Annotated in this window: 26 protein-coding genes; 10 read left to right on the forward strand and 16 right to left on the reverse strand. The window is 63.8% G+C overall.

Annotated elements, in window-relative coordinates; all coding sequences use genetic code 11:
• The first annotated feature begins 2 nt into the window (after window positions 1-2).
• Window positions 3-1094, forward strand: a complete 1092-nt coding sequence (locus N0B28_RS23755) for an anhydro-N-acetylmuramic acid kinase (RefSeq protein WP_058541848.1) — start codon at window positions 3-5, stop codon at window positions 1092-1094.
• A 55-nt stretch (window positions 1095-1149) separates the two neighbouring features.
• Here the strand turns inward: N0B28_RS23755 and erpA are convergent, their stop codons facing one another.
• The gene (gene erpA / locus N0B28_RS23760; protein WP_043859834.1) at window positions 1150-1500 is read right to left on the reverse strand and encodes an iron-sulfur cluster insertion protein ErpA; all 351 of its coding nucleotides are present in this window, start codon (window positions 1498-1500) and stop codon (window positions 1150-1152) included.
• A 156-nt stretch (window positions 1501-1656) separates the two neighbouring features.
• Window positions 1657-2691 (reverse strand): N-acetyl-gamma-glutamyl-phosphate reductase, encoded by a 1035-nt coding sequence (gene argC, locus N0B28_RS23765; protein WP_058541847.1) that lies wholly within the window; start codon window positions 2689-2691, stop codon window positions 1657-1659.
• Between the two features lie 139 nt (window positions 2692-2830).
• On the opposite strand from argC, the gene hemJ reads away from it, so the two are divergent.
• The 8 genes from hemJ to N0B28_RS23805 all read left to right on the forward strand — a co-directional run bounded on the left by hemJ (window position 2831) and on the right by N0B28_RS23805 (window position 8184).
• A complete protein-coding gene (hemJ, locus tag N0B28_RS23770) occupies window positions 2831-3256 on the forward strand; it encodes a protoporphyrinogen oxidase HemJ (RefSeq protein ID WP_043859832.1) in 426 nt (141 codons plus the stop codon).
• A gap of 22 nt (window positions 3257-3278) precedes the next feature.
• Window positions 3279-4235: a nitronate monooxygenase family protein gene (locus N0B28_RS23775; protein WP_123753463.1), complete on the forward strand. Its 957-nt coding sequence runs from the start codon at window positions 3279-3281 to the stop codon at window positions 4233-4235.
• A gap of 27 nt (window positions 4236-4262) precedes the next feature.
• A complete protein-coding gene (locus tag N0B28_RS23780; protein WP_052504188.1) occupies window positions 4263-4724 on the forward strand; it encodes a DUF805 domain-containing protein in 462 nt (153 codons plus the stop codon).
• 72 nt (window positions 4725-4796) lie between these two features.
• Window positions 4797-5570, forward strand: a complete 774-nt coding sequence (locus tag N0B28_RS23785) for an SDR family oxidoreductase (protein WP_043859830.1) — start codon at window positions 4797-4799, stop codon at window positions 5568-5570.
• 73 nt (window positions 5571-5643) lie between these two features.
• A complete protein-coding gene (locus N0B28_RS23790; protein ID WP_043859829.1) occupies window positions 5644-5982 on the forward strand; it encodes a histidine triad nucleotide-binding protein in 339 nt (112 codons plus the stop codon).
• Window positions 5983-6047: 65 nt separating this feature from the next.
• Window positions 6048-6695 (forward strand): 2-polyprenyl-3-methyl-6-methoxy-1,4-benzoquinone monooxygenase, encoded by a 648-nt coding sequence (gene coq7, locus N0B28_RS23795; protein WP_054915949.1) that lies wholly within the window; start codon window positions 6048-6050, stop codon window positions 6693-6695.
• Entirely contained in the window at window positions 6692-7732 is a 1041-nt protein-coding gene (locus N0B28_RS23800; RefSeq protein WP_275732107.1) for a DUF2157 domain-containing protein, read from the forward strand. The genes coq7 and N0B28_RS23800 overlap by 4 nt, the downstream gene beginning before the upstream one ends.
• Window positions 7729-8184 (forward strand): hypothetical protein, encoded by a 456-nt coding sequence (locus N0B28_RS23805; RefSeq protein ID WP_088514308.1) that lies wholly within the window; start codon window positions 7729-7731, stop codon window positions 8182-8184. Before N0B28_RS23800 ends, N0B28_RS23805 begins: the two co-directional genes overlap by 4 nt.
• Before the next feature lie 34 nt (window positions 8185-8218).
• Here the strand turns inward: N0B28_RS23805 and N0B28_RS23810 are convergent, their stop codons facing one another.
• The gene (locus tag N0B28_RS23810; protein ID WP_043859826.1) at window positions 8219-8641 is read right to left on the reverse strand and encodes an OsmC family protein; all 423 of its coding nucleotides are present in this window, start codon (window positions 8639-8641) and stop codon (window positions 8219-8221) included.
• A 190-nt stretch (window positions 8642-8831) separates the two neighbouring features.
• Here N0B28_RS23810 and crp point away from each other — a divergent pair, with 190 nt between their 5' ends.
• Window positions 8832-9476 carry a cAMP-activated global transcriptional regulator CRP gene (crp, locus tag N0B28_RS23815; RefSeq protein ID WP_043859825.1) on the forward strand — a complete coding sequence of 215 codons (645 nt, stop codon included), beginning with the start codon at window positions 8832-8834 and terminating at the stop codon, window positions 9474-9476.
• Here crp and N0B28_RS23820 read toward each other — a convergent pair.
• The 13 genes from N0B28_RS23820 to N0B28_RS23880 all read right to left on the reverse strand — a co-directional run bounded on the left by N0B28_RS23820 (window position 9473) and on the right by N0B28_RS23880 (window position 23633).
• Window positions 9473-10177, reverse strand: a complete 705-nt coding sequence (locus tag N0B28_RS23820; protein ID WP_058541841.1) for a lipoate--protein ligase family protein — start codon at window positions 10175-10177, stop codon at window positions 9473-9475. The two genes, crp and N0B28_RS23820, sit on opposite strands and share 4 nt — an antisense overlap.
• A 52-nt stretch (window positions 10178-10229) precedes the next feature.
• Window positions 10230-11066, reverse strand: a complete 837-nt coding sequence (gene trpC, locus N0B28_RS23825; RefSeq protein WP_054915953.1) for an indole-3-glycerol phosphate synthase TrpC — start codon at window positions 11064-11066, stop codon at window positions 10230-10232.
• A complete protein-coding gene (gene trpD / locus N0B28_RS23830; protein WP_043863772.1) occupies window positions 11063-12112 on the reverse strand; it encodes an anthranilate phosphoribosyltransferase in 1050 nt (349 codons plus the stop codon). The genes trpC and trpD overlap by 4 nt, the downstream gene beginning before the upstream one ends.
• Before the next feature lie 12 nt (window positions 12113-12124).
• Window positions 12125-12718: an aminodeoxychorismate/anthranilate synthase component II gene (locus tag N0B28_RS23835; protein ID WP_043863771.1), complete on the reverse strand. Its 594-nt coding sequence runs from the start codon at window positions 12716-12718 to the stop codon at window positions 12125-12127.
• Between the two features lie 62 nt (window positions 12719-12780).
• Window positions 12781-14262 carry an anthranilate synthase component I gene (trpE, locus tag N0B28_RS23840; protein WP_275729187.1) on the reverse strand — a complete coding sequence of 494 codons (1482 nt, stop codon included), beginning with the start codon at window positions 14260-14262 and terminating at the stop codon, window positions 12781-12783.
• A 70-nt stretch (window positions 14263-14332) separates the two neighbouring features.
• Window positions 14333-15148 carry a phosphoglycolate phosphatase gene (locus N0B28_RS23845; RefSeq protein WP_043863769.1) on the reverse strand — a complete coding sequence of 272 codons (816 nt, stop codon included), beginning with the start codon at window positions 15146-15148 and terminating at the stop codon, window positions 14333-14335.
• On the reverse strand, window positions 15145-15819 hold the full coding sequence (gene rpe / locus N0B28_RS23850) for a ribulose-phosphate 3-epimerase (protein ID WP_043863783.1): 675 nt from the start codon (window positions 15817-15819) through the stop codon (window positions 15145-15147). The genes N0B28_RS23845 and rpe overlap by 4 nt, the downstream gene beginning before the upstream one ends.
• Before the next feature lie 160 nt (window positions 15820-15979).
• Window positions 15980-16807 (reverse strand): ABC transporter permease, encoded by an 828-nt coding sequence (locus N0B28_RS23855; RefSeq protein ID WP_043863768.1) that lies wholly within the window; start codon window positions 16805-16807, stop codon window positions 15980-15982.
• 11 nt (window positions 16808-16818) lie between these two features.
• On the reverse strand, window positions 16819-18066 hold the full coding sequence (locus N0B28_RS23860; protein WP_043863767.1) for an ABC transporter permease: 1248 nt from the start codon (window positions 18064-18066) through the stop codon (window positions 16819-16821).
• Window positions 18067-18131: 65 nt separating this feature from the next.
• On the reverse strand, window positions 18132-19163 hold the full coding sequence (locus N0B28_RS23865) for an ABC transporter substrate-binding protein (protein ID WP_054915954.1): 1032 nt from the start codon (window positions 19161-19163) through the stop codon (window positions 18132-18134).
• A 40-nt stretch (window positions 19164-19203) separates the two neighbouring features.
• Entirely contained in the window at window positions 19204-20328 is a 1125-nt protein-coding gene (locus N0B28_RS23870) for an ABC transporter ATP-binding protein (protein WP_043863765.1), read from the reverse strand.
• Between the two features lie 270 nt (window positions 20329-20598).
• On the reverse strand, window positions 20599-21228 hold the full coding sequence (locus N0B28_RS23875) for a response regulator transcription factor (protein ID WP_043863764.1): 630 nt from the start codon (window positions 21226-21228) through the stop codon (window positions 20599-20601).
• Between the two features lie 2 nt (window positions 21229-21230).
• A complete protein-coding gene (locus N0B28_RS23880; RefSeq protein WP_104572878.1) occupies window positions 21231-23633 on the reverse strand; it encodes a sensor histidine kinase in 2403 nt (800 codons plus the stop codon).
• Window positions 23634-23727 lie beyond the last annotated feature (94 nt).

A 23727-nucleotide genomic window follows, 5' to 3' on the forward strand; every position in this document is an offset into this window, starting at 1 on the left:
CCATGGCCCTGTATCTGGGAGTGATGTCCGGCACCAGCCTCGATGGCCTGGACATCGCCCTGATCAGACAGGAGCAGCGTCTCACGCTGCTCGCCACCCATTACATTCCGATGCCCCAGGCGCTGCGCGACGACTTGCTCGCGCTGTGCGCCAGCGGCCCCGACGAAATTGCCCGCGCCGCCCTGGCCGAGGCTGCCTGGGTGAGACTGGCCGCCGAGGGCATTCAGCAATTGCTGGCCGAACAGCACCTGCAGCCTGCAGATATCCGCGCTATTGGCAGCCACGGACAGACCATTCGCCACGAGCCTGCCCAGGGCTTCACCGTGCAGATCGGCAACCCGGCGCTGCTGGCAGAGCTGACCGGGATTACAGTGGTCAGCGATTTTCGCCGCCGCGACGTGGCTGCCGGCGGCCAGGGGGCCCCCTTGGTGCCGGCCTTTCACGAAGCGCTGTTCGACAATCAGGGCGAGCGCCTGGCAGTACTCAACGTCGGCGGCTTCAGCAACCTGAGCCTGATCGAAACCGGCAAGCCGGTCAGCGGCTTCGACTGTGGCCCGGGCAACGTACTGCTGGATGCCTGGATCAACGAAAAACAAGGTCACGGCTATGATGCCAACGGCGCCTGGGCGGCCACAGGCCACGTCATCCCCGGGCTGCTCGCCAGCCTGCTCAGCGATCCGTTCTTTGCCGGCACCGGTCCCAAGAGTACCGGCCGCGAGGTGTTCAACCTGACATGGCTGCGCAAGCACCTGGCCGGCCAGCCTCCCGGCAGCGATGCCGACGTGCAGGCCACCCTGCTCGAACTTACCGCCCATAGCATCGTCAGCTCGCTGCAGGCGGCGCAGACAGCCACCCAGGCGCTGTTGGTCTGTGGCGGCGGCGCCCACAACGGCACACTGATGAAGCGTCTGGCCTGCCTGCTGCCCAACGCCCGGGTCAGCAGCACTGCCATCAACGGCGTCGATCCAGACTGGGTGGAAGCCATGGCGTTCGCCTGGCTGGCACACTGCTGCCTGGAGGGCATCGCCGCCAACCGCCCCAGTGTTACTGGCGCCAAGGGCCTGCGCGTCCTGGGCGCGATCTACCCCGCCTGAACGCACACAGCAAAACGCCGCGCAGAGGCGCGGCGTCAGCAGTACTGCCTGTAACTCAGATCGAGAACGAAGAGCCGCAACCGCAGGTGGTGGTGGCGTTCGGGTTCTTGATGACGAAACGCGAACCTTCCAGACCTTCCTGGTAGTCCACTTCCGCGCCCGCCAGGTACTGGAAGCTCATCGGGTCGACCACCAGGGCAACACCCTCGCGCTCGACGATGGTGTCGTCTTCAGCCACATCTTCGTCGAAGGTGAAGCCGTACTGGAAGCCCGAGCAACCGCCACCGGTCACGAACACGCGCAATTTGAGGCGATCATTGCCCTCTTCATCGACCAGGGTCTTCACCTTGTGCGCGGCACCCTGCGTGAATTGCAAAATCGTGGGGGTGAAGGATTCGACGCTCATGCTGACTTTCTCCCGGCGCTGTTGCCGCCTTAATGCGTGATGACGCGCATTATCCGCTTCTCCGAGAAAATCGGTCAACAATAGAAGCAGCGGCAGGCCGCAAGCGACAAGCGGCAAATGCCGCCCTATGCCCGATTGCAGCCTGCCAGTTGCGCCTTAAGGCATCAGCCCGGCGTGGGACAGGCCCATACGCTCGTCCAGACCGAACAGAATGTTCAGGTTCTGTACCGCCTGGCCCGAGGCCCCCTTCACGAGGTTGTCGATTACCGACAACACCACCACCAGATCACCCCCTTGCGGGCGATGCACGGCAATGCGGCATACGTTGGCCCCGCGCACACTGCGGGTTTCCGGGTGGCTGCCGGCTGGCATCACGTCGACGAACGGCTCATTGGCGTAGCGTTTTTCGAACAGCGCCTGCAGGTCGACCGAGGTGTCGGCGACGGTGGCATACAAGGTCGAATGAATACCGCGGATCATCGGCGTCAGGTGAGGCACGAACGTCAGGCGGACATCACCACCGGCTGCCCGGCGCAGGCCCTGACGGATCTCGGGCAGATGGCGGTGGCCTTTCACCGCGTAGGCCTTCATGCTTTCACCGGCTTCACAGAACAGCGAGCCAACGCTGGCACCGCGGCCCGCACCACTGACCCCAGACTTGCAGTCGGCAATCAGGCGCGAGGCATCAGCAATGCCCGCTTCCAGCAACGGCAGGAACCCCAGCTGGGTCGCGGTGGGGTAGCAACCCGGCACGGCGATCAGGCGGGCGCTGCGGATCTGCTCGCGATTCACCTCCGGCAGGCCATACACCGCATCCTTGAGCAGCTCTGGCGCGCCGTGGGGCTGGCCGTACCACTGCGCCCACTCATCGGCGTCCTGCAGTCGGAAGTCGGCCGACAGGTCGATGACCTTGGTGCCGGCTGCCAGCAACTCGCCGGCCAGTGCATGGGCCACGCCGTGCGGGGTGGCGAAGAACACCACGTCACAGGCCGCCAGGGTCTTGGTGTCCGGCACGCTGAAAGCCAGGTTGTCGTAGTGGCCACGCAGGTTCGGGTACATCTCGGCCACCGGCAGGCCCGCTTCGGAACGCGAGGTGATGACTGCCACTTCAGCCTGTGGATGCTGTGCCAACAGACGCAGCAGCTCGACACCGGTGTAACCCGTGCCGCCGACGATACCGACCTTGACCATATACCTGCCCCTTTCAACGAACCGACTGGAAAACCACGGATAATATGGGCCCACAGCCTTGGTAACAACCGTTCGGGTGACGCCTGCACACACAAGCCACTACTATCTGACGACCGTGAACCTGAAGGACTACCTAAAAATGCTGTTTCTCTGGATCAAAGCCCTGCACATCGTCAGTGTCGTCTGCTGGTTTGCCGGCCTGTTCTACCTCCCTCGCCTGTTCGTCTATCACGCCCAGAGCCAGGACACCATCAGCCAGGAACGCTTCGTCACCATGGAGCGCAAGCTGTACCGCGGCATCATGGGCCCGGCAATGATCGCGACTTTCGTGTTCGGCATCTGGCTGCTCAGCCTCAACCCCGACTTCCTCAAGCAGGGCTGGATGCACGCCAAGCTGACCCTGATCATTCTGCTGACCGGCTACCATCACATGTGCGGCGCCAACGTGAAGCGCTTCGCGCGCGGCGAAAACACCCGCAGCCATGTGTACTTCCGCTGGTTCAATGAAGTGCCTGTGGTCATCCTGTTGCTCATCGTCATCCTGGTCGTGGTCAAACCGTTCTGATCCTCCACTCCGAGAGCCCGCCATGTCATTGCCCGCCCTGCTTGAACAACGCCTGCGCCTGCCCGTGGTGGTAGCGCCGATGTTCCTGATTTCCAATCCACAGCTGGTCCTGGCCTGCTGCAGCAATGGCGTGGTGGGCAGCTTCCCGGCGCTCAACCAGCGTGACAGTGCCGGCTTCAGGGCCTGGCTGGAGCAGATAGAGGCGGGCCTGGCCGGCCTCGACAACCCCGCGCCCTATGCGGTGAACCTCATCGTGCACCCCAGCAACCCGCGCCTGCAGGCCGATCTTGCGATCTGCATCGAGCACCGCGTGCCCATCGTCATCACCAGCCTGGGTGCGGCAAAGGAAGTGGTCGATGCCGTCCACGGCTATGGCGGCCTGGTGTTCCATGACGTGACCACCCGGCGCCATGCCGAGAAAGCCGCCGAGGCCGGCGTAGACGGCCTGATCGCCGTGGCGGCGGGAGCCGGTGGTCACGCCGGTACGTGGAGTCCTTTTGCCCTGATTGCCGAAATTCGCCAGTTCTTCGACAAGACGCTGCTGCTGGCAGGCTGCCTGAACAGCGGTCACGAAGTTCTGGCCGCGCAACTGCTGGGCGCGGATCTCGCGTACATGGGCACCCACTTCATTGGCAGTACCGAAAGCCAGGCGCCTGACGCCTACAAACAAATGCTGCTGGATGCCAAGGCAGCCGATATCATCCACACCGCCGCAGTGTCCGGGGTGCCGGCCAGCTTCATGCGTCAGAGCCTGGAAAATGCCGGGTTCGACCTCAACGCTCTGGGCAAGTCGGGCGAAAGCCGGCTCAAGCCACTGGATGACGAGGCCAAGGCCTGGAAGACCGTATGGTCCGCCGGCCAGGGCGTCGGCGCCATCGACAGCCTGGGCACGGTTGATCAACTGATCGCTCGACTCGACCACGAATACCGCCAGGCCCAGGCCGCGGCGATCCAGCTGGGCCAGCACCGGCCTGACTGAACCACTCTCAACGGCAAAGGAAGCCCGATGCGCGACACCTACATCAACCCCCTTCAACTGAACAACGAAAAGCTCAGGGTCATGAGCGTGCGCGGCCGCATTGGCAGGGTGCGGCTACTGGCCTGGAGCCTGGTGCTGATTGGCGCAGTGTTCGGGACGGTGCTACTGGTCGCACTGATGTCCTCGCTCTCCAAAGACCTGGCCGCCGCCATCGTGCCGATGTTGCTGGCCGCCAAGATCTTCAGCCTGGTGTTCATCGCCCGGCGCATGAACGACCTGGGCTTCAATGGCTGGTACAGCCTGTTGACCCTGATCCCCTACTACATCGGCAACCTGGTTTTCCTGGCCCTGCTGTTGATTCCCGGCAACCCCGCCAGTAATCGTTACGGGCCGCCACCGCCCCCCAACACCAAGGCGGTTATCGTGGTGGCCTCGCTGTGGATACCGTTCATGGCGTGGGGTATCTACATGACTGCCCTCAACGGCTGACCGCAGCCTTTACCTGCTCCAGTCTGTAAACTAGGCGCCAGCCGCACCGCCCCCTGCCGATTGGAGAACTGCATGACCCGTTACGCCATGATCACCGGCGCCTCCAGTGGCCTGGGCCTGGCATTGGCCGAGGCCCTCGCGCGCCGGGGGCGCAACCTGATACTGGTGGCCCGGCAGCGCGACCTGCTGGAAAGCATCGCCCTGGAACTGACCCAGCGCTTCGGCGTGGAAGTGCTGCTGCGCGCCTGCGACCTGGGCGAGCCATTGCGCCTGTCCGGCTTTCTGCTGGAGCTCGAGGAAGGCGACAGACAGATCGACCTGCTGGTCAACTGCGCCGGCATCCGCACCTACGGGCACTTCCTGGCCCAGGAATGGGGCGACGAGCAGGACATCATCGAGGTCAACATCCTCGCCCTCACCCGCCTGTGCCATGCGCTGGGCAACGCGATGGCGGTGCAGGGTGGCGGGCAGATCCTCAATGTCGCGTCGCTGGCCGCCTTCGCCCCCGGCCCCTGGATGACCACCTATGCGGCGAGCAAGGCTTATGTGCTGCATTTTTCCGAAGGCCTGCGCGAGGAACTCAAGCAGACCGGTATCAAGGTTTCGGTGTTATGCCCCGGCCCGGTTCGATCGCCGCTGCGGCGCATCCCCCGGCTGGACAACGGCAACCGCTGCATGAGCCCCGAGGAAGTGGCCCTGTACACGGTGCGCGCACTGGAAAAGAACCGCGCACTGATCATCCCCGGTCGGCGCAACCGCTGGCTGGCCGCCAGCCCGCGTTGGCTGTCGCGCTGGCTTGCGCGCAAGCTGGCCGGCGCAATCAACCGGGCCTACTGCCCACGCTGAAGCGAATCGGCACTGGGCGAGCAAGCGGCGCCTGAGTACACTCAAGCCCGAACCCCACCATGGAGCAAGCGTTGTGGAAACTCTGTTCACCAAGATCATCAACCGGGAGATTCCGGCCAGGATCATCTACGAGGACGACCAGGTTCTGGCCTTCCACGATATCGCCCCCCAGGCGCCGGTGCACTTTCTGGTCATCCCGAAAAAGCCGATCCGCACCCTCAACGACCTCACCGAAGAAGACAAGGGTCTGGCCGGTCATATCCTGTTCACCGCCCAGCGACTGGCCAAGGAACTGGGTTGCGAGGACGGTTTCCGCGTGGTGATGAACTGCAACGAGCAGGGTGGGCAGACCGTCTACCACATCCACATGCACGTGCTCGGCCAGCGCCAGATGACCTGGCCCCCGGGCTGATCCAACGCAAGCCCTGTCATCTGGATTGGGTTAAACTGTCGGGCACATTCTTGCGGAGGTGCCCGATGGCTACCGAACGTCACTATTCGCCGCTCGACCGCTTGTTGCTGCAGGCCGATACCGCCATGCGCACCTTGCTCCCCTTCAGCGGCCAACCGTCCCGCCCGTCGCCTGCGATCATCCAGCCAGACGCCGACCTGAGCGACGACCAGACCCGCCACGTCGCCGGCCTGATGCGCATCAACCACACCGGTGAAGTCTGTGCCCAGGCGCTGTACCAGGGCCAGGCCCTGACTGCCAAGCTGCCGCAGGTACGCAAGGCGATGGAACATGCCGCCGAGGAAGAAATCGACCACCTGGCCTGGTGCGAGCAACGCATCCGCCAACTGGGCAGCCACCCGAGCGTTCTCAACCCGCTGTTCTATGGCATGTCGTTCGGCATCGGCGCTGTCGCCGGCCTGATCAGCGACAAGGTCAGCCTCGGTTTCGTCGCGGCCACCGAGCACCAGGTGTGCAAGCACCTGGACGAGCACCTGGAACAGATCCCGGCCGAGGACGAAAAGTCCCGCGCAATCCTCGAACAGATGCGCGTCGATGAAGAGCAGCACGCCGAGTCGGCACTGGATGCCGGCGGCTTTCGCTTCCCCGCACCGGTCAAGTTCGGCATGAGCCTGATGGCCAAGGTCATGACCAAGAGCACCTATCGAATCTGATGGAACACTTCGATGCCAGGGACCTGGCCCGCGCCGTCGATGCCGGCGTACTGAACCCGGGCCAGGACAAGGCCCTGCTTGAATTCCTCAAGCGCCAGCCCGCACAACGGCCCAGCTTCCAGCTGGCCCATGTCGCGTTCTACTTCGGCGCCCTGCTGATCATGGGGGCCATGGGCTGGCTGCTGAGCGAGGCCTGGATGCGCATCGGCGACAGCGCACTGTTGCTGATCGCGCTGGCCTACATGGCCGTGTTGACCGGCGGTGGCCTGGCACTTCAGCGCCGCGGCCAGCGTATTCCTGCCGGTCTGCTGGCAGCGGTGGCGGTCAGCATCGTACCGCTGGCGGTGTTCGCCCTCGAGCGCCTTACCGGCTTCTGGCCCCTAGACGATACCCAGACTCACTACCACAGCTACTACACCTACGTGCAGGGCGGCTGGCTGCTGATGGAAGCGGCCACCGTGATCGCCGGCCTGCTGATGCTGCGCCTGATCCCCTTCCCGCTCATCGTGATGCCCATCGCCGTGGCGCTGTGGTTCATGTCGATGGACCTGACCGAGTGGATCTACGGCGAGCCGTTCAACTGGGCGCAACGCCAGAAGGTTTCGCTATGGTTCGGCCTCGGTCTGTTGCTGGTGTTCCTCGGCATCGATGGCCGAACCCGCGAGGACTATGCGTTCTGGGGTTATCTGGCCGGGCTGCTGGCCTTCTGGGGCGGGCTGACCTCGATGGACAGTGACAGCGAGTTCGGCAAGGCGCTGTACTGCCTGATCAACCTGGGGCTGATGGCGGTCGCCGTGCTGCTGCGCCGGCCATTGTTCATGGTGTTCGGGGCCATGGGCGTTTCGGCCTACCTTGGCTACCTGTCGTATGACGTATTCGCCGACTCGCTGCTGTTCCCGGTAGTGCTGAGCATGATCGGCCTGGGGGTCATCGGCCTTGGCCTGCTCTACCAGAAGCATCGCGAACGTCTGAGTACAAACCTTCGCGCACTGCTGCCGAACGGCCTGCTCGACCTGTTGCCGGGGCTTCGTCGATGAGGGTGCGCCTGCTGCTGATTCGAGCGCTGCAAAGCATGGGGTTGGTGCTGGTGGGCTACCTGTTCATCTTGGCGATGACCGCAAGCCTGCGCGAAACGCCCTTCAGCATGTCGCTGCCCTATCTGGGCGATTCCGACAACAGCGCGCTGGATCTGGCGCTGTTCTGTGTACCCGGAATGCTGCTGTTCGTGTTGCTGGGCAGCATCATCCGCCGGCGCCGCGTATTGGGCGGCGTGTTTGCTGCCATTGCGGCCGTCAGTGCCTGGCTGCTGTGCGAGCTGTTCTCCACCGCGTTCGGCAATACCTGGAGCACAAGCGAAGTACTCGGGCTGCTGGTGCTGAACCTGCACTGGTGGTTGCTGGCGCTGGTACCGGGGCTGATGCTGCTGTTTGCGCTGGAGCGCTTCGCCAGCAAGGCTGGCTCCTACAAGGGAAGCGGCATCCGCCTGTAGCAGCCCGCGTTACCGGCGAATGGCCACGCGACGATCAACCCAGCTCGACAATCTCGTAGGCGTGGGTGATCTCGACCCCGGCGCGCCCCAGCATGATCGATGCCGAGCAGTACTTCTCGGCCGACAACTCCACCGCGCGCTTGACCTGGGCCTCCTTCAGGCCGCGGCCCTTGACCACAAAGCGCAGATGAATCTTTGTGAACACCTTGGGGTCCTCGTCGGCCCGCTCGGCCTCGAGAAACGCCTCGCAGCTCTCTACCGCCTGGCGCGATTTCTTCAGAATGCTCACCACGTCGAAATTGCTGCAGCCACCCAGGCCCAGCAGGAGCATCTCCATCGGCCGCACGCCCAGGTTGCGCCCACCACTCTCGGGTGGACCATCCATGACCACTACATGGCCACTGCCCGATTCGCCAAGAAACATGGCTTCGCCTGCCCACTGGATACGCGCCTTCATCACCCGGATTCCCTTGCTTTGAAAAAAGGCTGTCAGCTTAGACCTTGCGCGCACGTGCGAAAAGGCTAAGCGTTCGAGTAAATATGCCGATACACCTACAGGCGTCTGATAAGCTGGCGCCAAACTGCTGGCACCCGCGCCCAGCGGTCGACAAGAATGCCCACGCGTCGCGTCTTTCCAGGATTCAGCCATGGTTGCAACAACCCTTCCAGCCAAGATCAAGAACATCGACAAGTTGCTCGCCCACTGCCAGCGTCGCCGCTTTGCAGCCAAGAACAACATCATCTGCGCTGGTGATCGGGCCGATACCCTGTCGTTCATCGTCAAGGGCTCGGTGACCATCCTGATCGAGGACGAGGAAGGCCGCGAGATGATCATCGCCTACCTCAACAGTGGCGATTTTTTCGGTGAGCTGGGCCTGTTCGAACCTATCGGCAAGGAACACCAGCGCAGCGCCTGGGTACGCGCCAAGACCGAATGTGAAGTGGCTGAAATCAGCTACGAGAAATTCCGTGAACTGGCCCGCCAGGACCAGGACATCCTTTACGCCCTGGGCAGCCAGATGGCCCAGCGCCTGCGCAACACCACGCAGAAGGTCGGCGACCTGGCGTTTTTCGACGTGACCGGTCGGGTGGCCCGCTGCCTGCTGGAGCTGTGCAAGCAGCCCGATGCCATGACCCACCCCGACGGCATGCAGATCAAGATCACCCGCCAGGAAATCGGCCGCATCGTCGGCTGCTCGCGAGAGATGGTCGGCCGCGTGCTCAAGGACCTCGAAGAACGTAACCTGGTGCATGTCAAAGGCAAGACCATGGTGGTCTTCGGCACCCGTTAATCGCGCTCGATCGCCGCGATCACCTGCGAGTAGGCCTGCTCCAGGCGCGCCAGCAGCGGGGCCTGGGGCACCACTTCATGCAGGGCGATATGACTGTCGGCGCGGCAGCGCTGCTCAAGCTCGCAGCATTCATTGAAGCGATTGACTGCCGCCACCATCGACTCGCGCTCGTTGTCCAGCAGCAAGGCGCCATGCACCAGCACCACCGGGCGCTTGCCGCCCAGGCCCTGACGCCAGCGCTGCGCCGTGCCGACCAGCTTGCGACCATTGAGGTTGACGTTGTAGCGCCCATCGCAGAACGCCCCCTCGATCTCCCCCACCGACGCCAGCCCGCCCCATTCGCGCAGCACCTCGCAAAGCGGCAGGCACAGCCGCTCGTAGGCCTTCTCGATACGACCGTGATCACCCTCGCTGCGCGGCGCCACATACACCAACGCGATATTGATTGTCGCAGCCGACTGCGGCACTGGCTCACCGCCGGTCTCGCGCAGCAGCACCGGCCAGCCGGCAACGGCCAATTCGGTGCAGGCGGCCTCGAAACCTTCCAGCCGGCTCATGCGCCGCGGCATCACCAGCGCGCGGTCCGTCGGCTGCCAGAACAGCAGGCCATGTTGCTTTTCGCCCTTGCACACAGCCGCCAGCAGGTCCTGCTCGGCCTGCAGGCCCGCCTCCACCGTCACCGCAACAGCTTGTTCAGTCATCACACCCACCTTGTCGATACAAAAAAGCCGGCAACGCCGGCTTCAGTGTGGATCAGTCCAGGCCTTGCGCCGGGTTGTGCACCACGCGCTCGGGGAAGAACAGGCGCTGCAGTTCCAGCCCCGGGTGCTCGGCACGCATGAACGCTTCGCCCACCAGGAACGAGTAGACCTCGTTGATCTCCATCAGCTCGACGTCTGCCCGATTGAAAATGCCACTTTCGGTGATTGCCAGGCGATCACGCGGGATGCGCGGCAGCAGGTCGAGGGTGGTTTCCAGGCTCACCTCGAAGGTGTGCAGGTTGCGGTTGTTCACGCCCACCAGCGGTGTATCCAGGGTTTTCAGCGCACGCTCCAGCTCGTCGCCGTCGTGCACTTCGACCAATACATCCAGCCCTACGCTCTTCGCCGTGGCCGCCAGCTCGGCCATCTTCACGTCATCCAGCGCCGAGACGATCAGCAGCACGCAATCGGCACCCAGCGCACGGGCCTCGACGATCTGATAAGGATCGATCATGAAGTCCTTGCGGATCACCGGCAACGTGCACGCGGCGCGCGCCTGCTGCAGGTATGCATCGGCGCCCTGGAAGTAATCGATATCGGTAAGCACCGACAGGCAGGTGGCCCCGCCCTTTTCATAACTGACGGCAATGTCGGCCGGCACGAAGTCTTCGCGAATCACGCCCTTGCTCGGCGATGCCTTCTTGATCTCGGCGATCACTGCCGGCTGCTTGCGCTTTGCCTGCTCGATCAGCGCATTGGCGAACCCGCGCGGCGCATCGGCGACGGCCGCCAGGCGCTCGAGTTCAGCCAGGCTGACGCGGGCACTGCGCTCGGCCACTTCCTGAACCTTGCGCGCCAGGATGTTTTCCAGAACCGTCGGTACGCTCACTCTTCATTCTCCTGCTTGAATACCGCGGTAAAGGCGCCCAGCTCTTCGAGCTTTTCTCGCGCCAGCCCGGTGTGCAGTGCATCATGGGCCAGCTCGACGCCTTGCTTGAGGCTCATGGCATGGTCGGCGGCATACAGCGCAGCGCCGGCATTGAGCACGATCATTTCTGCCGCCTTCTGACCGTTTTCGGTCTTGCGGCGCCCCAGGGCATCGCGAATCAACTCCAGCGACGCGGCCGGGCTGTCTACCGCCAGGCCGTGCAGGCTCTGGCTCTTCATGCCCAGGTCTTCGGGCTCTACCCAGTACTCGGTGATTTCGCCGTTCTTCAGTTCCGCAACGAAGGTCGGTGCGGCCAGGCTGAATTCGTCCAGGCCGTCCTTGGAGTGCACCACCAGCACATGCTTGCTGCCCAGGCGTTGCAGCACCTCGGCCAGCGGCCGGCACAATGCCTGGGTGAACACGCCGACCACCTGGTGCCTGACCCCGGCCGGATTCGTAAGCGGGCCGAGCATGTTGAACAGCGTGCGCAGCCCCAGGTCACGACGCGGGGCGGCGGCATATTTCATCGCCTTGTGGTGGGTCTGGGCGAACATGAAGCCGATACCGACGCTGTCGATGCAACGCGCGACCTGCACTGGCGTCAGGTTCAGGTAGATACCGGCGGCCTCGAGCAGGTCGGCGCTGCCGCTCTTGCCCGATACCGCACGGTTGCCGTGCTTGGCCACGGTGCAGCCGGCAGCGGCCACGACAAATGCCGAGGCGGTGGAAACGTTGAAGATATTGGCGCCGTCGCCACCGGTACCTACCACATCGACCACCTGGTCCAGGGTCTGCAGTTGTACCTGGTCGGCGAGCTCGCGCATCACCGATACCGCACCGACGATCTCGTCGATGCTTTCGCTCTTCATGCGCATGCCCATCATGAAAGCGCCGATCTGCGCCTCGCTGCACTGGCCAGTCATGATCTCGCGCATCACATCGCGCATTTCCTCGGTGCTCAGGTCCAGGTGACCGACGATGCGGCCCAGCGCGCTCTTGATATCCATGGTGTCAAATCCTTAGCGGCGGCCGCCGGTCTGCTTGAGGAAGTTGGCGAACAGCTCGTGGCCCTGCTCGGTGAGTATCGACTCGGGGTGGAACTGCACCCCTTCGATGTTCAGTGTCTTGTGACGCAGGCCCATGATCTCGTCGACCGAGCCGTCGTCCAGGGTGGTCCAGGCAGTCACTTCCAGGCACTCGGGCAGCGTTTCGCGCTTGACCACCAGGGAATGGTAGCGGGTCACCGTCAACGGGTTGTTCAAGCCTGCGAACACACCCTGGTCGATGTGCGACACGGGGCTGGTCTTGCCGTGCATCACCTGGCGCGCCCGTACCACATCACCGCCAAAGGCCTGGCCGATGGACTGGTGGCCCAGGCACACGCCCAGGATCGGCAGCTTGCCGGCAAAGTGCAGGATGGCTTGGAGCGATACACCGGCCTCGGTCGGGGTGCACGGGCCAGGGGACACCACAATGCGCTCGGGCTGCAGTGCCTCGATCTGGGCGATGGTCAGTTCGTCATTGCGAATGACCTTGACCTCTGCACCCAGTTCGCCGAAGTACTGCACGACGTTGTAGGTGAAGGAGTCGTAGTTGTCGATCATCAGTAACATCTGGGTCAACCTCTTGAGTCTGGCGACTCTGAATTCTGTGTTGCGCCGCAGCGGCGCCCCTCTCAGCTGAGCGGTGTCTGTTCAGCCAAGGCTACCGCGCGGAACATCGCCCGACGCTTGTTGATGGTTTCTTCCCACTCCAGCGCCGGCACCGAGTCGGCGACGATGCCGCCACCGGCCTGCACATGCAGCTCACCGTCCTTGATCACGGCGGTGCGGATGGCAATGGCGGTGTCCATGTTGCCGTTCCAGGCCAGGTAGCCGACGGCGCCGCCGTACACGCCACGCTTGACCGGCTCCAACTCGTCGATGATTTCCATGGCGCGGATCTTCGGCGCCCCCGACAGGGTACCGGCGGGCAGAATGGCACGCAGCGCGTCCATCGCGCTCAGGCCCTGCTTGAGCTGGCCGGTGACGTTGGACACGATGTGCATCACGTTGGAGTAACGCTCGATCACCATCTTCTCGGTGACCTTGACCGAGCCGGTCTCGGAAACGCGACCGGTGTCGTTGCGGCCCAGGTCGATCAGCATCAGGTGCTCGGCGATCTCCTTGGCGTCCGACAGCAGGTCCTGCTCCAGCGCTCGGTCGGCCTCCTCGTTGGCACCACGCGGCCGGGTGCCGGCGATCGGGCGCACGGTGACCAGGTTGTCTTCGACCCGCACCAGCACTTCCGGCGAGCTGCCCACCACATGGAAGTCGCCGAAGTTGAAGAAGTACATGTACGGCGTGGGGTTGAAGCAGCGCAACGCGCGGTACAGGTCGATGGGCGCGGCCTTGAAGTCGATGGACATGCGCTGCGAGGGCACCACCTGCATGCAGTCGCCGGCCAGGATGTACTCCTTGACGGTATCGACGGCGCGTTCGTAGTCGGCCTGGGTGAAGCTTGAACGAAACTCCGGCTCAGCAGCCAGAGGGCCGCCCAGGGCCAGGCCGCGACGCGGGGCGATCGGCTGGCGCAGTTGTTCGAGCAGTTCTTCAAGACGCGCCAGGCCATTTTCGTAGGCGTTGTCCTGAGCGGGGTCGGCCAGCACGATGGCGTGCATCTTGCCGGCCAGGTTGTCGAACACCACCACGGCGTCCGACACCATCAGCAGGATGTCCGGCACGCCCAGCGGATCGGGATTCGGGCACTTGCCCAGGCGCTTCTCTACATAGCGCACGCAGTCGTAGCCGAAATACCCCACCAGGCCACCGTTGAAGCGCGGCAGGCCGTCGATGGTCGGTACGTTGTAGCGTTCCTTGAACGTCTCGACGAAGGCCAGCGGGTCTTCGACTTCATGCTGTTCGATCTCGAAACCGTCATGGGTGATGCGCACCTGATGGTCATGTACGCGCAACACGGTGCGACATGGCAGGCCGATTATCGAATAACGCCCCCACTTCTCGCCGCCCTGCACCGATTCGAGCAGGTAGGAGTTGGGCTGGTCGGCCAGTTTCAGGTAGATCGACAGCGGCGTGTCGAAGTCGGCCAGGGTTTCGCAGGCCAGGGGAATGCGGTTGTAGCCGGCAGCGGCCAGGCGCAGGAATTCTTCGCGGGTCATGATAGCCTCGTGGCAATGGGGCAATAGGTCGTACAGGCAAACGCGCCGGATCAGGCCGGCCAGAAAAAAGTCAGGCGCGCCAACGCCAACGGGCCAGGGCCTTGATGACTTTCATCCAGAGTTTGCCGGGTGCCACCACGATGGAATCTCTATCAGGGGGGGATTGATCGTCCGACATTAGCTCAGTGGCCGAATCTAAGCAACCAGGCAGCAGCGCGCGCAGGTCATCGATCACCAGCGCGGGCGACTCCTCGCTGATCGGGCGGCCATGGTTGTAGCCGTAGCTGAGCGCCACGCATTGCACCCCTGCCGCCCGGGACGCCAGCACATCACTGCGCGAGTCGCCCACGAACAGCGCCTGGGCCGGCGCCACGTTGGCCATCTGCATCACGAACAGCAATGCGGCGGGGTCGGGTTTCTTCTGCGGCAGGGTGTCGCCGCCGATGATCCAGCGAAAGTATCGCCCGATCTTCATCTGGTCCAGCAAGGGGGCGACGAAGCGCTCCGGCTTGTTGGTGATCAGGGCCATTTCCACGCCCTGCTTGTGCAGCCACTTGAGGGTGTCACGCACGCCGGGGTAGACCACCGTCAATTCATGGTTGTCGGCATAGGCCTGCATGAATAGCTCGAGCCCGCGCGCGGCCTCATCGTCGTCCACCCCGGCATGCTCGATGCTGCCGGCCAGGGCGCGGCGCACCAGCACCTGCACGCCATTACCGACCCATTCGCGCACGGCGGCGACACCGGCGGGCTGGCGCCCCATTTCGAGCAGCATGTGATCCACGGCGGCCGCCAGGTCCGGCACCGAATCGATCAGGGTGCCATCCAGGTCGAACATCACCAGCTTGGGCAGGCCCCCGGGGAACAGCTGCTCGAAGCCGCTCATGGGCGGGCCAGGGCCAGTTCGGCGTGCATCCTGGCGATCACCTCTTTGTAGTCCGGGGCATTGAAGATCGCCGAGCCGGCCACGAAGGTGTCGGCGCCAGCAGCGGCGATTTCACGGATATTGTTGACGTTGACCCCACCGTCGATCTCCAGGCGGATATCACGCCCGCTGGCATCGATCAGCGCGCGGGCTTCGCGCAGCTTGTCGAGGGTGGCCGGAATGAACTTCTGGCCGCCAAAGCCCGGGTTGACGCTCATGAGCAGGATCATGTCGACCTTGTCCATCACGTACTTGAGCGCATCCAGCGAGGCAGCCGGGTTGAACACAAGGCCCGCCTTGCAGCCGCCGTCACGGATCAGCTGCAGCGAGCGATCGACGTGCAGGGTGGCGTCGGGGTGGAAGGTGATGTAGGTGGCGCCGGCTTCGATGAAGTCGCCGATGATGCGGTCCACCGGGGTGACCATCAGGTGTGCGTCGATCGGCGCGGTCACGCCGTACTTGCGCAGGGCGCTGCACACCATCGGACCGATGGTCAGGTTGGGAACGTAGTGGTTGTCCATCACGTCGAAGTGGACGATGTCGGCGCCGGCTTCGAGCACCTTGTCGACTTCTTCGCCCAGGCGGGCAAAGTCGGCTGAGAGGATGGAGGGGGCAATAGCGTAGGGCTGCATGGCGCACCTGTTGGGCAGAATCACGGTGGCGCGCATTGTACCTCAGGCAAACCGTCAGGGGCTGACTGGCATCAAGCCTGGATCAGGATCGGTGGTGCCCACTTCGCCGGCAAGGCCGGCTCCTACAGGAGCCAGCCTTGCCGGCGAAGGGTCATCTGTTTCAGCCCGGCTGTTGGGTACGCAGCTTCTCGCCACGCCCGCGCAGCCATTCCAGGGTCAGCAACAGCACCACCGAGAACGCGATCAGCAAGGTCGCCGCTGCAGCAATGGTCGGGCTCAGGTTCTCGCGGATACCGCTGAACATCTGGCGTGGCAGCGTGGCCTGCTCCGGCCCGGCGAGGAACAGCGTCACCACCACCTCGTCGAACGATGTCGCGAAGGCAAACAGGGCCCCCGAGATCACACCCGGGGCGATCAGCGGCAGGGTAACCCGGCGGAACGTGGTGACCGGCGAGGCGCCCAGGCTGGCCGCAGCCCGTACCAGGTTGTGGTTGAAGCCTTGCAGGGTGGCCGACACCGTGATGATCACGAACGGTACACCCAGCACCGCATGCACCAGAATCAGCGAGGTGAAGCTGTTGCCCAGGCCCAGCGGGGCGAAGAACAGGTAGCTGGCCACACCGATGATCACCACCGGTACTACCATCGGCGAGATCACCAGCGCCATCACCAGCGATTTGCCGGGGAAGTCGCCACGGGTCAGGCCGATCGAGGCCAGGGTGCCGAACACCATCGCCAGCAGCGTCGCGGCCGGGGCCACGATGATGCTGTTCTTGAGGGCGCGCATCCACTCGGCCGAACCGAAGAAGTCTTGGTACCACTGCAGCGAGAAGCCTTGCAGCGGATACACCAGGAAGCTCCCCGAGTTGAACGACAACGGGATGATCACCAGTACCGGCAACACCAGGAACAGCAGCACCAGCCCGCAAAGGATGCGCAAACTGTAGTACCAGACCCGTTCGACGGGCGACATGTAAGGGCTCAGCATGACAACGCTCCTCAGCTCAGACGCAGGCGGCTTGCGCCAACCAGCCAGCTATAGATCAGGTACAACAGCACGGTGGCCAGCAACAGCAACCCGCCCAGCGCGGTGGCCATGCCCCAGTTGATGCTGGTGTTGGTGTAGAAGGCGACAAAGTAGCTGACCATCTGGTCGTTCGGGCTGCCCAGCAGTGCCGGGGTGATGTAGTAGCCGATCGCCAGGATGAACACCAGCAGGCAACCTGCGCCAACGCCGGCATAGGTCTGCGGCAGGTACACCCGCCAGAAGCTGGCGAACGGATGGCAACCCAGGGAGATCGCCGCACGCATGTAGGTCGGGGAAATGCCCTTCATCACGCTGTAGATCGGCAAAATCATGAACGGCAGCAGAATGTGGACCATCGAGATGTACACGCCGGTACGGTTGAACACCAGTTCCATCGGCTTGTCGATCAGCCCCAGCGCCATCAGGCCGCTGTTGATCAGCCCCCCGGACTGGAGCAGCACGATCCACGCCGCCACCCGCACCAGGATCGAGGTCCAGAACGGCAGCAACACCAGGATCATCAGCAGGTTGCTCTGCCGGGTCGGCAGGTTGGCCAGCAGGTAGGCCAGCGGGTACGCCAACGCCAGGCAGATGACGGTGATCACCAGGCCCATCCACAGGGTGCGGGCAAAGATGTCGAGGTAGATGGCCTGGTCCGGGGTGGTCGGCGCCAGCTCGCCCAGGTCATCGATACGGTGGTCCACCGAGGCCAGCAGGTAGAACGGCGTCACGCTGCTGGTGTTGCGGCGGATCGCCTGCCAGTAGGCCGGGTCGCCCCAACGCTCGTCCAGCTCCTGCAACGCATCCTTGTAGGATTGCGGCTCGGTCTTGAACGGCAGGGCCCGGGCAGTCTTGGCCAGCAGGCTGCGGTAGCCGGCCAGCTCCATGTTCAGACGCTTGGAAACATCGCCCAGGGTCTGATTCTTGCGCGATTCGGCGAGGTCTTCGCTGAGGGCCTTGTACACGTCCTCGCCAGGCAGGCTCTTGCCGTCCCATTCAGCCACCGCGGCGACGGTGCGTGGCAAGCCGCCAACCACCTCGGGGTTGCCGACGCTCTTGTACAGCAGCGCGGCGATCGGCACGATGAAAACCAGCAGCAGAAACACTGCCAGCGGTGCGATCAATGCTTTTGCCTTCCAGCGGTTGACGCGTTCAGCACGCGCCAGGCGCTTCTTGAGGTTGGAACCTGCGCCTTCGTTCAGGGGCACTGCGATGGCCATAGCGAACTCCGAAAATCTTGGAAACAAGAGGCGTCAGCACGATGCCGACGCCCCATTGGCACGGCTTACTTGGCCGCCCAGGCGTTGAAGCGTTGTTCCAGCTGCTCGCTGTTGTCAGCCCAGAACACCACGTCGATCTGCACCTGATTGGCGATGTTCTCCGGCGTGGTCGGCATGTCCTTCTTGACCTCATCCGTCAGCAACGCCACGGCCTTGCTGTTGGCCGGACCGTAGGCGATGTTCGAGGAGAACACCTTCTGCTGCTCGGGCTGGATCGAGAAGGCGATGAACTTCTTGGCGTCCTCGAGGTTTTTCGCGCCCTTCGGAATGGCCCAGGCATCGAAGTCGTAGATACCGCCGTTCCATACCACCTTCAGGTTGCTTTCCTTCTGCACCGCAGCGATGCGACCGTTGTAGGCCGAGCTCATCACCACGTCGCCCGAGGCCAGGTACTGCGGCGGCTGTGCACCTGCTTCCCACCACTGGATGTTTGGCTTGAGGGCGTCGAGCTTCTTGAAGGCGCGGTCCTGGCCTTCCTTGGTGCCCAGCACCTTGTAGACGTCTTTAGGTGCCACACCGTCGGCCATCAGCGCGAATTCCAGGGTGTACTTGGCACCCTTGCGCAGGCCGCGCTTGCCCGGGAATTTCTGGGTATCCCAGAAATCCGCCCAGCTGGTGGGCGCAGTCTTGAGTTTGTCGGCGTTGTAGGCCATGACGGTCGACCACACGAAGAAGCCCACGCCACACGGCTGGATGGCGCCGGCCACATAGTCGGACTCATCGCCGAACAGGGCCGGGTCGAGCTGCTCGAACATGCCTTCGTCACAACCGCGGGCCAGTTCCGGCGACTCCACTTCCACCAGGTTCCAGCTCACGCTCTTGGTGTCGACCATGGCCTTGACCTTGGCCATTTCACCGTTGTAGTCGGCGGGGATGATCTTGCCGTTGCCGGCCTTTTCCCACGGCTCGTAGAACGCCTTGACCTGGGCTGCCTTGTTGGCCCCCCCGAATGCGACCACGGTCAGGTCGGCGGCGATGGCCTGGCTTGCTGCAAACAGGCCCAGGGTCAGAGCGGTCAGCTTCAAGTGTTTGTTCATTATTGTTCTCTCCGCGTTGCTGGGATGGGTGAGGCGATCCTCACTGGGCTTCCAGAATAGGATCGAGTGCGCGACCGTGCTCGACCTCCCAGCCCAGTGGCACCACATCGCCCACGGCCAGGGCCGGGTCGAGTTCGGCGATGGGTTGCTTCACGAAGAAGTCCGCCTTGCCGCACACTTCCAGACGCACCCGCACGTGGTCGCCCAGGTAGATGAATTCGGCCACCCGCCCAGAGAAGCGGTTGACGCAGCTTTCGCTGTGACCGTTCAGGCGCACGCGCTCCGGACGGATCGACAGGGTGACCGGCTCGCCCGGCTGGCCGACGTTGACGGCCAGTGCCTCGACCTTCTCGCCACGGGGCAGCGCCACCAGGCAGCGATCGCCGGTCTGGCTGAGCAGACGCCCGTTGATACGGTTGTTCTCGCCGATGAAGTTGGCCACGAAGGTATTCTTCGGCTCTTCATACAGGGTGCGCGGGTCGGCGATCTGCTGGATCTCGCCCTGGTGGAACACGGCCACGCGGTCGGACATGGTCAGCGCTTCGCCCTGGTCGTGGGTCACGTAGACCACGGTCACGCCCAGACGCTGGTGCAGGTGCTTGATTTCCATCTGCATGTGTTCGCGCAGCTGCTTGTCGAGGGCGCCGAGTGGTTCGTCCATCAGTACCAGTTGCGGTTCGAACACCAGGGCGCGAGCCAGCGCAACACGCTGCTGCTGGCCGCCGGAAAGCTGGCCGGGGTAGCGCTGGGCGAAGGTTTCGAGCTGCACCATGTTCAGCACGCGCTTGACCCGCTCGCTGATGTCGGTCTTGCTCAGGTTGCGCACGCTCAGCGGGAAGGCCAGGTTCTCGGCCACGGTCATGTGCGGGAACAACGCATAGTTCTGGAACACCATGCCGATGTCGCGCTTGTGCGGCGGCACGTTGTTGATCGAACGCCCGTCCAGCAGGATCTCGCCGGCGGTAGGGGTTTCGAACCCTGCCAGCATCATCAGGCTGGTGGTCTTGCCCGAGCCCGAGGGGCCGAGCAGGGTCAGGAACTCGCCTTTGCGAATATCCAGATTCAGGTCTTTGACGATCAGCGACTCGCCGTCGTAGCTCTTCTGCACACCACGGAAGCTGACCAGCACTTCGCCGGTTGCAGCGTTCGAATTCACCTCACTCATACCTGCACCTTCTTGTTGGATGACTGCTGTGACCCAAGACTAGAGAAGGCAGAAGGTGGCGCAAATCGGGGGTGCTGAGAGAATGCCATCAGCCGGATGGAAACTTGCGGGTAGGGATTGCCCTACAAGGGTGGCGTTTTCAGACACGTTGATAGCCGTGCTGCCCCCTTCGCTGGCAAGCCAGCCCCCACAAGGTTTGTCGGTACACGCCGAACCTGTGGCAGTTGGCTTGCCAGCGAAGGGATCAACCCGATGTCGTTTTTGGAACACTCACACCAGCTTGTGCTCCATCGCATACTTCACCAGCTCCGCCAGCGAAGTCACATTCAGCTTCTGCATCAGGCGCGCCTTGTGGGTGCTGATGGTCTTGTTGCTCAGCGCCAGCTGCTGGGCAATGTCGTTGACGTTCGCCCCCTGGGCCAACCGTTCGAACACCGAGAACTCGCGCTCCGACAGCATCGAGTGCAGGGGGCGCGAATCCGTCAGCCCCACCTCGAACACCATGCGGTCGGCCAGGTCCGGATCGATGTAGCGCCCGCCCCCCGCCACCCGGCGAATCGCGGTCAGCAGCAGCGCCGGATCACTGTCCTTGGTCGCGTACCCCGCCGCGCCGATCTTCAGCGCCCGCGCCGCCATCTGCGCCTCGTCATGCATCGACAGCACCAGGATCGCCGGCGGCGCGCTCAACGCGCGAATTCGCGGTATCGCCTCCAGCCCGTTCACCCCCGGCATCGAGATATCCAGCAACACCACCTCGCATTCGGTGTGGCGCAAGGCTTCGAGCAACTGCTCGCCATTGCCGGCCTCACCCACCACCTGCATGTCCTTGGCCAGGCCGATCAACTGCTTGATGCCCTCGCGCACGATGGTGTGGTCTTCGGCAACCAATACTCGAATCACTGTCAGCTCCTGTCGTTGTTCAGGGGGATGCGTACGCTCAACGTGGTGCCCTCGCCCGGTTCGCTGTCCAGGCGCATGCTGCCGCCCAGCATGAGCACGCGCTCGCGCATGCCCACCAGGCCGAACGAGGTCGGGCGCTGGTCACTCTGCACGAAACCCACGCCGTCGTCGCTGATGGTCAGGCACAGCATCGCACCGTCCAGGCCCAAGTTGATCTGCACAGTATGCGCGTGGGCGTGGCGCATGACGTTGGTCAGGGCCTCCTGCAGAATGCGGAACAGGCTGGTGGCCTTGGCGTCGCTGAGCGGCGGCAGGTTGTCCGGTACCTCGACCAGGCACGGGATCTGCGTGCGGGCCTCGAAACGCCGGGCCTGCCACTCGATGGCCGAGGCAATGCCGGCATCCAGAATCGGCGGGCGCAAGGCCGTGGCGACGTCGCGCACCAGCTGGAACAGCTGCGCGATCAGGCGCTTCATGCTGCCCAGGCGCTCGTTCAGGCCCGGGTCCAGCCCGGCATAGGCCAGCTCGCACATCGAGGTTTCCAGCTTGAGCACGGTCAGCATCTGCCCGAGCTCATCATGCACCTCGCGGGCGATCCGCGCTTTCTCTTCCTCGCGCACGCTCTCCAGGTGCGCCGACAGTTCGCGCAGCTGCTCCTGGGAGCGCGCCAGTTCCAGCTCGGCGCGCTTGCTCTGGCTGATGTCCCATACCACCCCGTCCCACACCACGCGGCCGTCGCGCAGATTGCGGGTACTGGCCTTGATGTCGGCCCAGCGCTGCTCACCTTGGCGCGTGACGATGCGGCCCTGCCACGACCAATCCTGGTCGGTGGCCAGCGCCTGGTCCTGCACGCGGTGATAGTCGGCGCGGTCTTCGCTGTGCACCAGGTTGCGCAAGCCCATGTCCGGGTGCTGCAGTTCGATGGGCGAGTAGCCGACCAGGGCCTCGCTGCCTTCGCTGATATAGGGGAACTCCAGGTCGCCGATCGCCGGGTTGCGTTCCAGCCGGAACACCAGCCCCGGCACGTTGCCGGCAATGCCCTTGAGCCGCGCCTCGCTCTCGCGCAGCGCCGCCAGGGCACGGCGGCGCTCGGTGACGTCATTGATGAACACCACCAGGTATTCGGCATCGCGAAAGCGCAAGAAGCTCAACGACACATCCACCGGTACCAGGCTGCCATCGGCGCGCAGGCACTGGGTCTCGAAGCGCTGCGCCGCCTCATCGCTGGCCCTTGCACGCTTCCACAGGTCCAGCCAGCGGTCCATGTGCAGGTTGGGCTCGATATCGATCAGCGGGCGATCGTTCAGCGCCCCAGAGGTATAGCCGAGCATGCTTTCGACCGCGCGGTTGGCGTAGCGCACATGGCTGTCCCAATGCACCCACAGGATGCCCACGGTGCTCTGGTCGAGGGAGAACTGGCTCAGGCGCAGCGCCTCTTCGCGGGCCAGGCGCTTGGCGATGTTTTCCCGCGCAGCCAGCAGATTGAGTTCCAACTGCTGTTGCTGGCGCCGCTGCCAGATCACGATGAAGACGCAACTGAAGAACAGCGCCGCGAACAGCAACGCCAGGTTCTGCCAGAACCCCGGTGACTCGCTCAGGCGCGGGTAGCGGGGTTGCAGCCAGCGGTTGTGCAACTGCTCCAGGTCCTTGGCCGGGATGGCCTGCAGGCCGACCTCGATGATGTCGGCCAGCATCGGCCAGTCACGCCGTGAGCCCACCCGCAGCAACTGCGGCAAACCGATGTCGCCCACCACCACCAGATCGCTGAATTCGTTCTCGCGCGACAACCGGCTCAACTGCGCTTCATCCAGCACCGCGTAGCGCACCTGCTCGCTGAGCAACAGCTGCAAGGCCTGGCGCTCGGCCGGCACGCCTTGAAGATTCAGGTTGGAATAGGTCGCGCGCAGATAGTCGGCCAGTGAACTGGGCATGCGCACTGCCACCCGCTCGTTTTCGGCGAGCCGCTCCAGGTCCACTGCCATCGAGCCGTTGCGCGGGCCCACGATCAACTGCGGTACGCGCATGTAGGGGTCGCTGAACAACCAGCGACGCAGGCTGGCCGGGGTCTGGGTCAGCCCTGGCGCCAGGTCGATCTCGCCGCCGGCCAGGGCATGCTCGAGCGCGGCCTGGTCGGGGAAGTTGCGCCACGTCAGGTCCAGGTCCAATGCCCTGCCCAGCCAGTTCATCAGCTCGACGTTGACACCCGACAGCTGCTGCAGGCGCCGGTCGAACTGCGCGAACGGAGCCTGCAACACCAGGCCCACCCGCAAGCTGCGGTGCTGGTCGAGCCATTGCTGTTGCGCCGGGTCCAGGCGTACCGCAGCCGGTACGGATGCCTGCTCCGCGTTCGCCATAAAGGGCCAGCACAAGCAGCCGATAAACAACAGGCAGCGCAAACGCATCATCTTGAATCTCGTCAATGAAGGGACCGCCATCGAACATGGCCGTCGTCGACAAATACCATTAGGCTGCCGGTATCACTCTGGCCTGGATCGATCA

It is taken from the genome of Pseudomonas sp. SD17-1, assembly GCF_029201585.1.
Lineage (GTDB): Bacteria > Pseudomonadota > Gammaproteobacteria > Pseudomonadales > Pseudomonadaceae > Aquipseudomonas > Aquipseudomonas palmensis.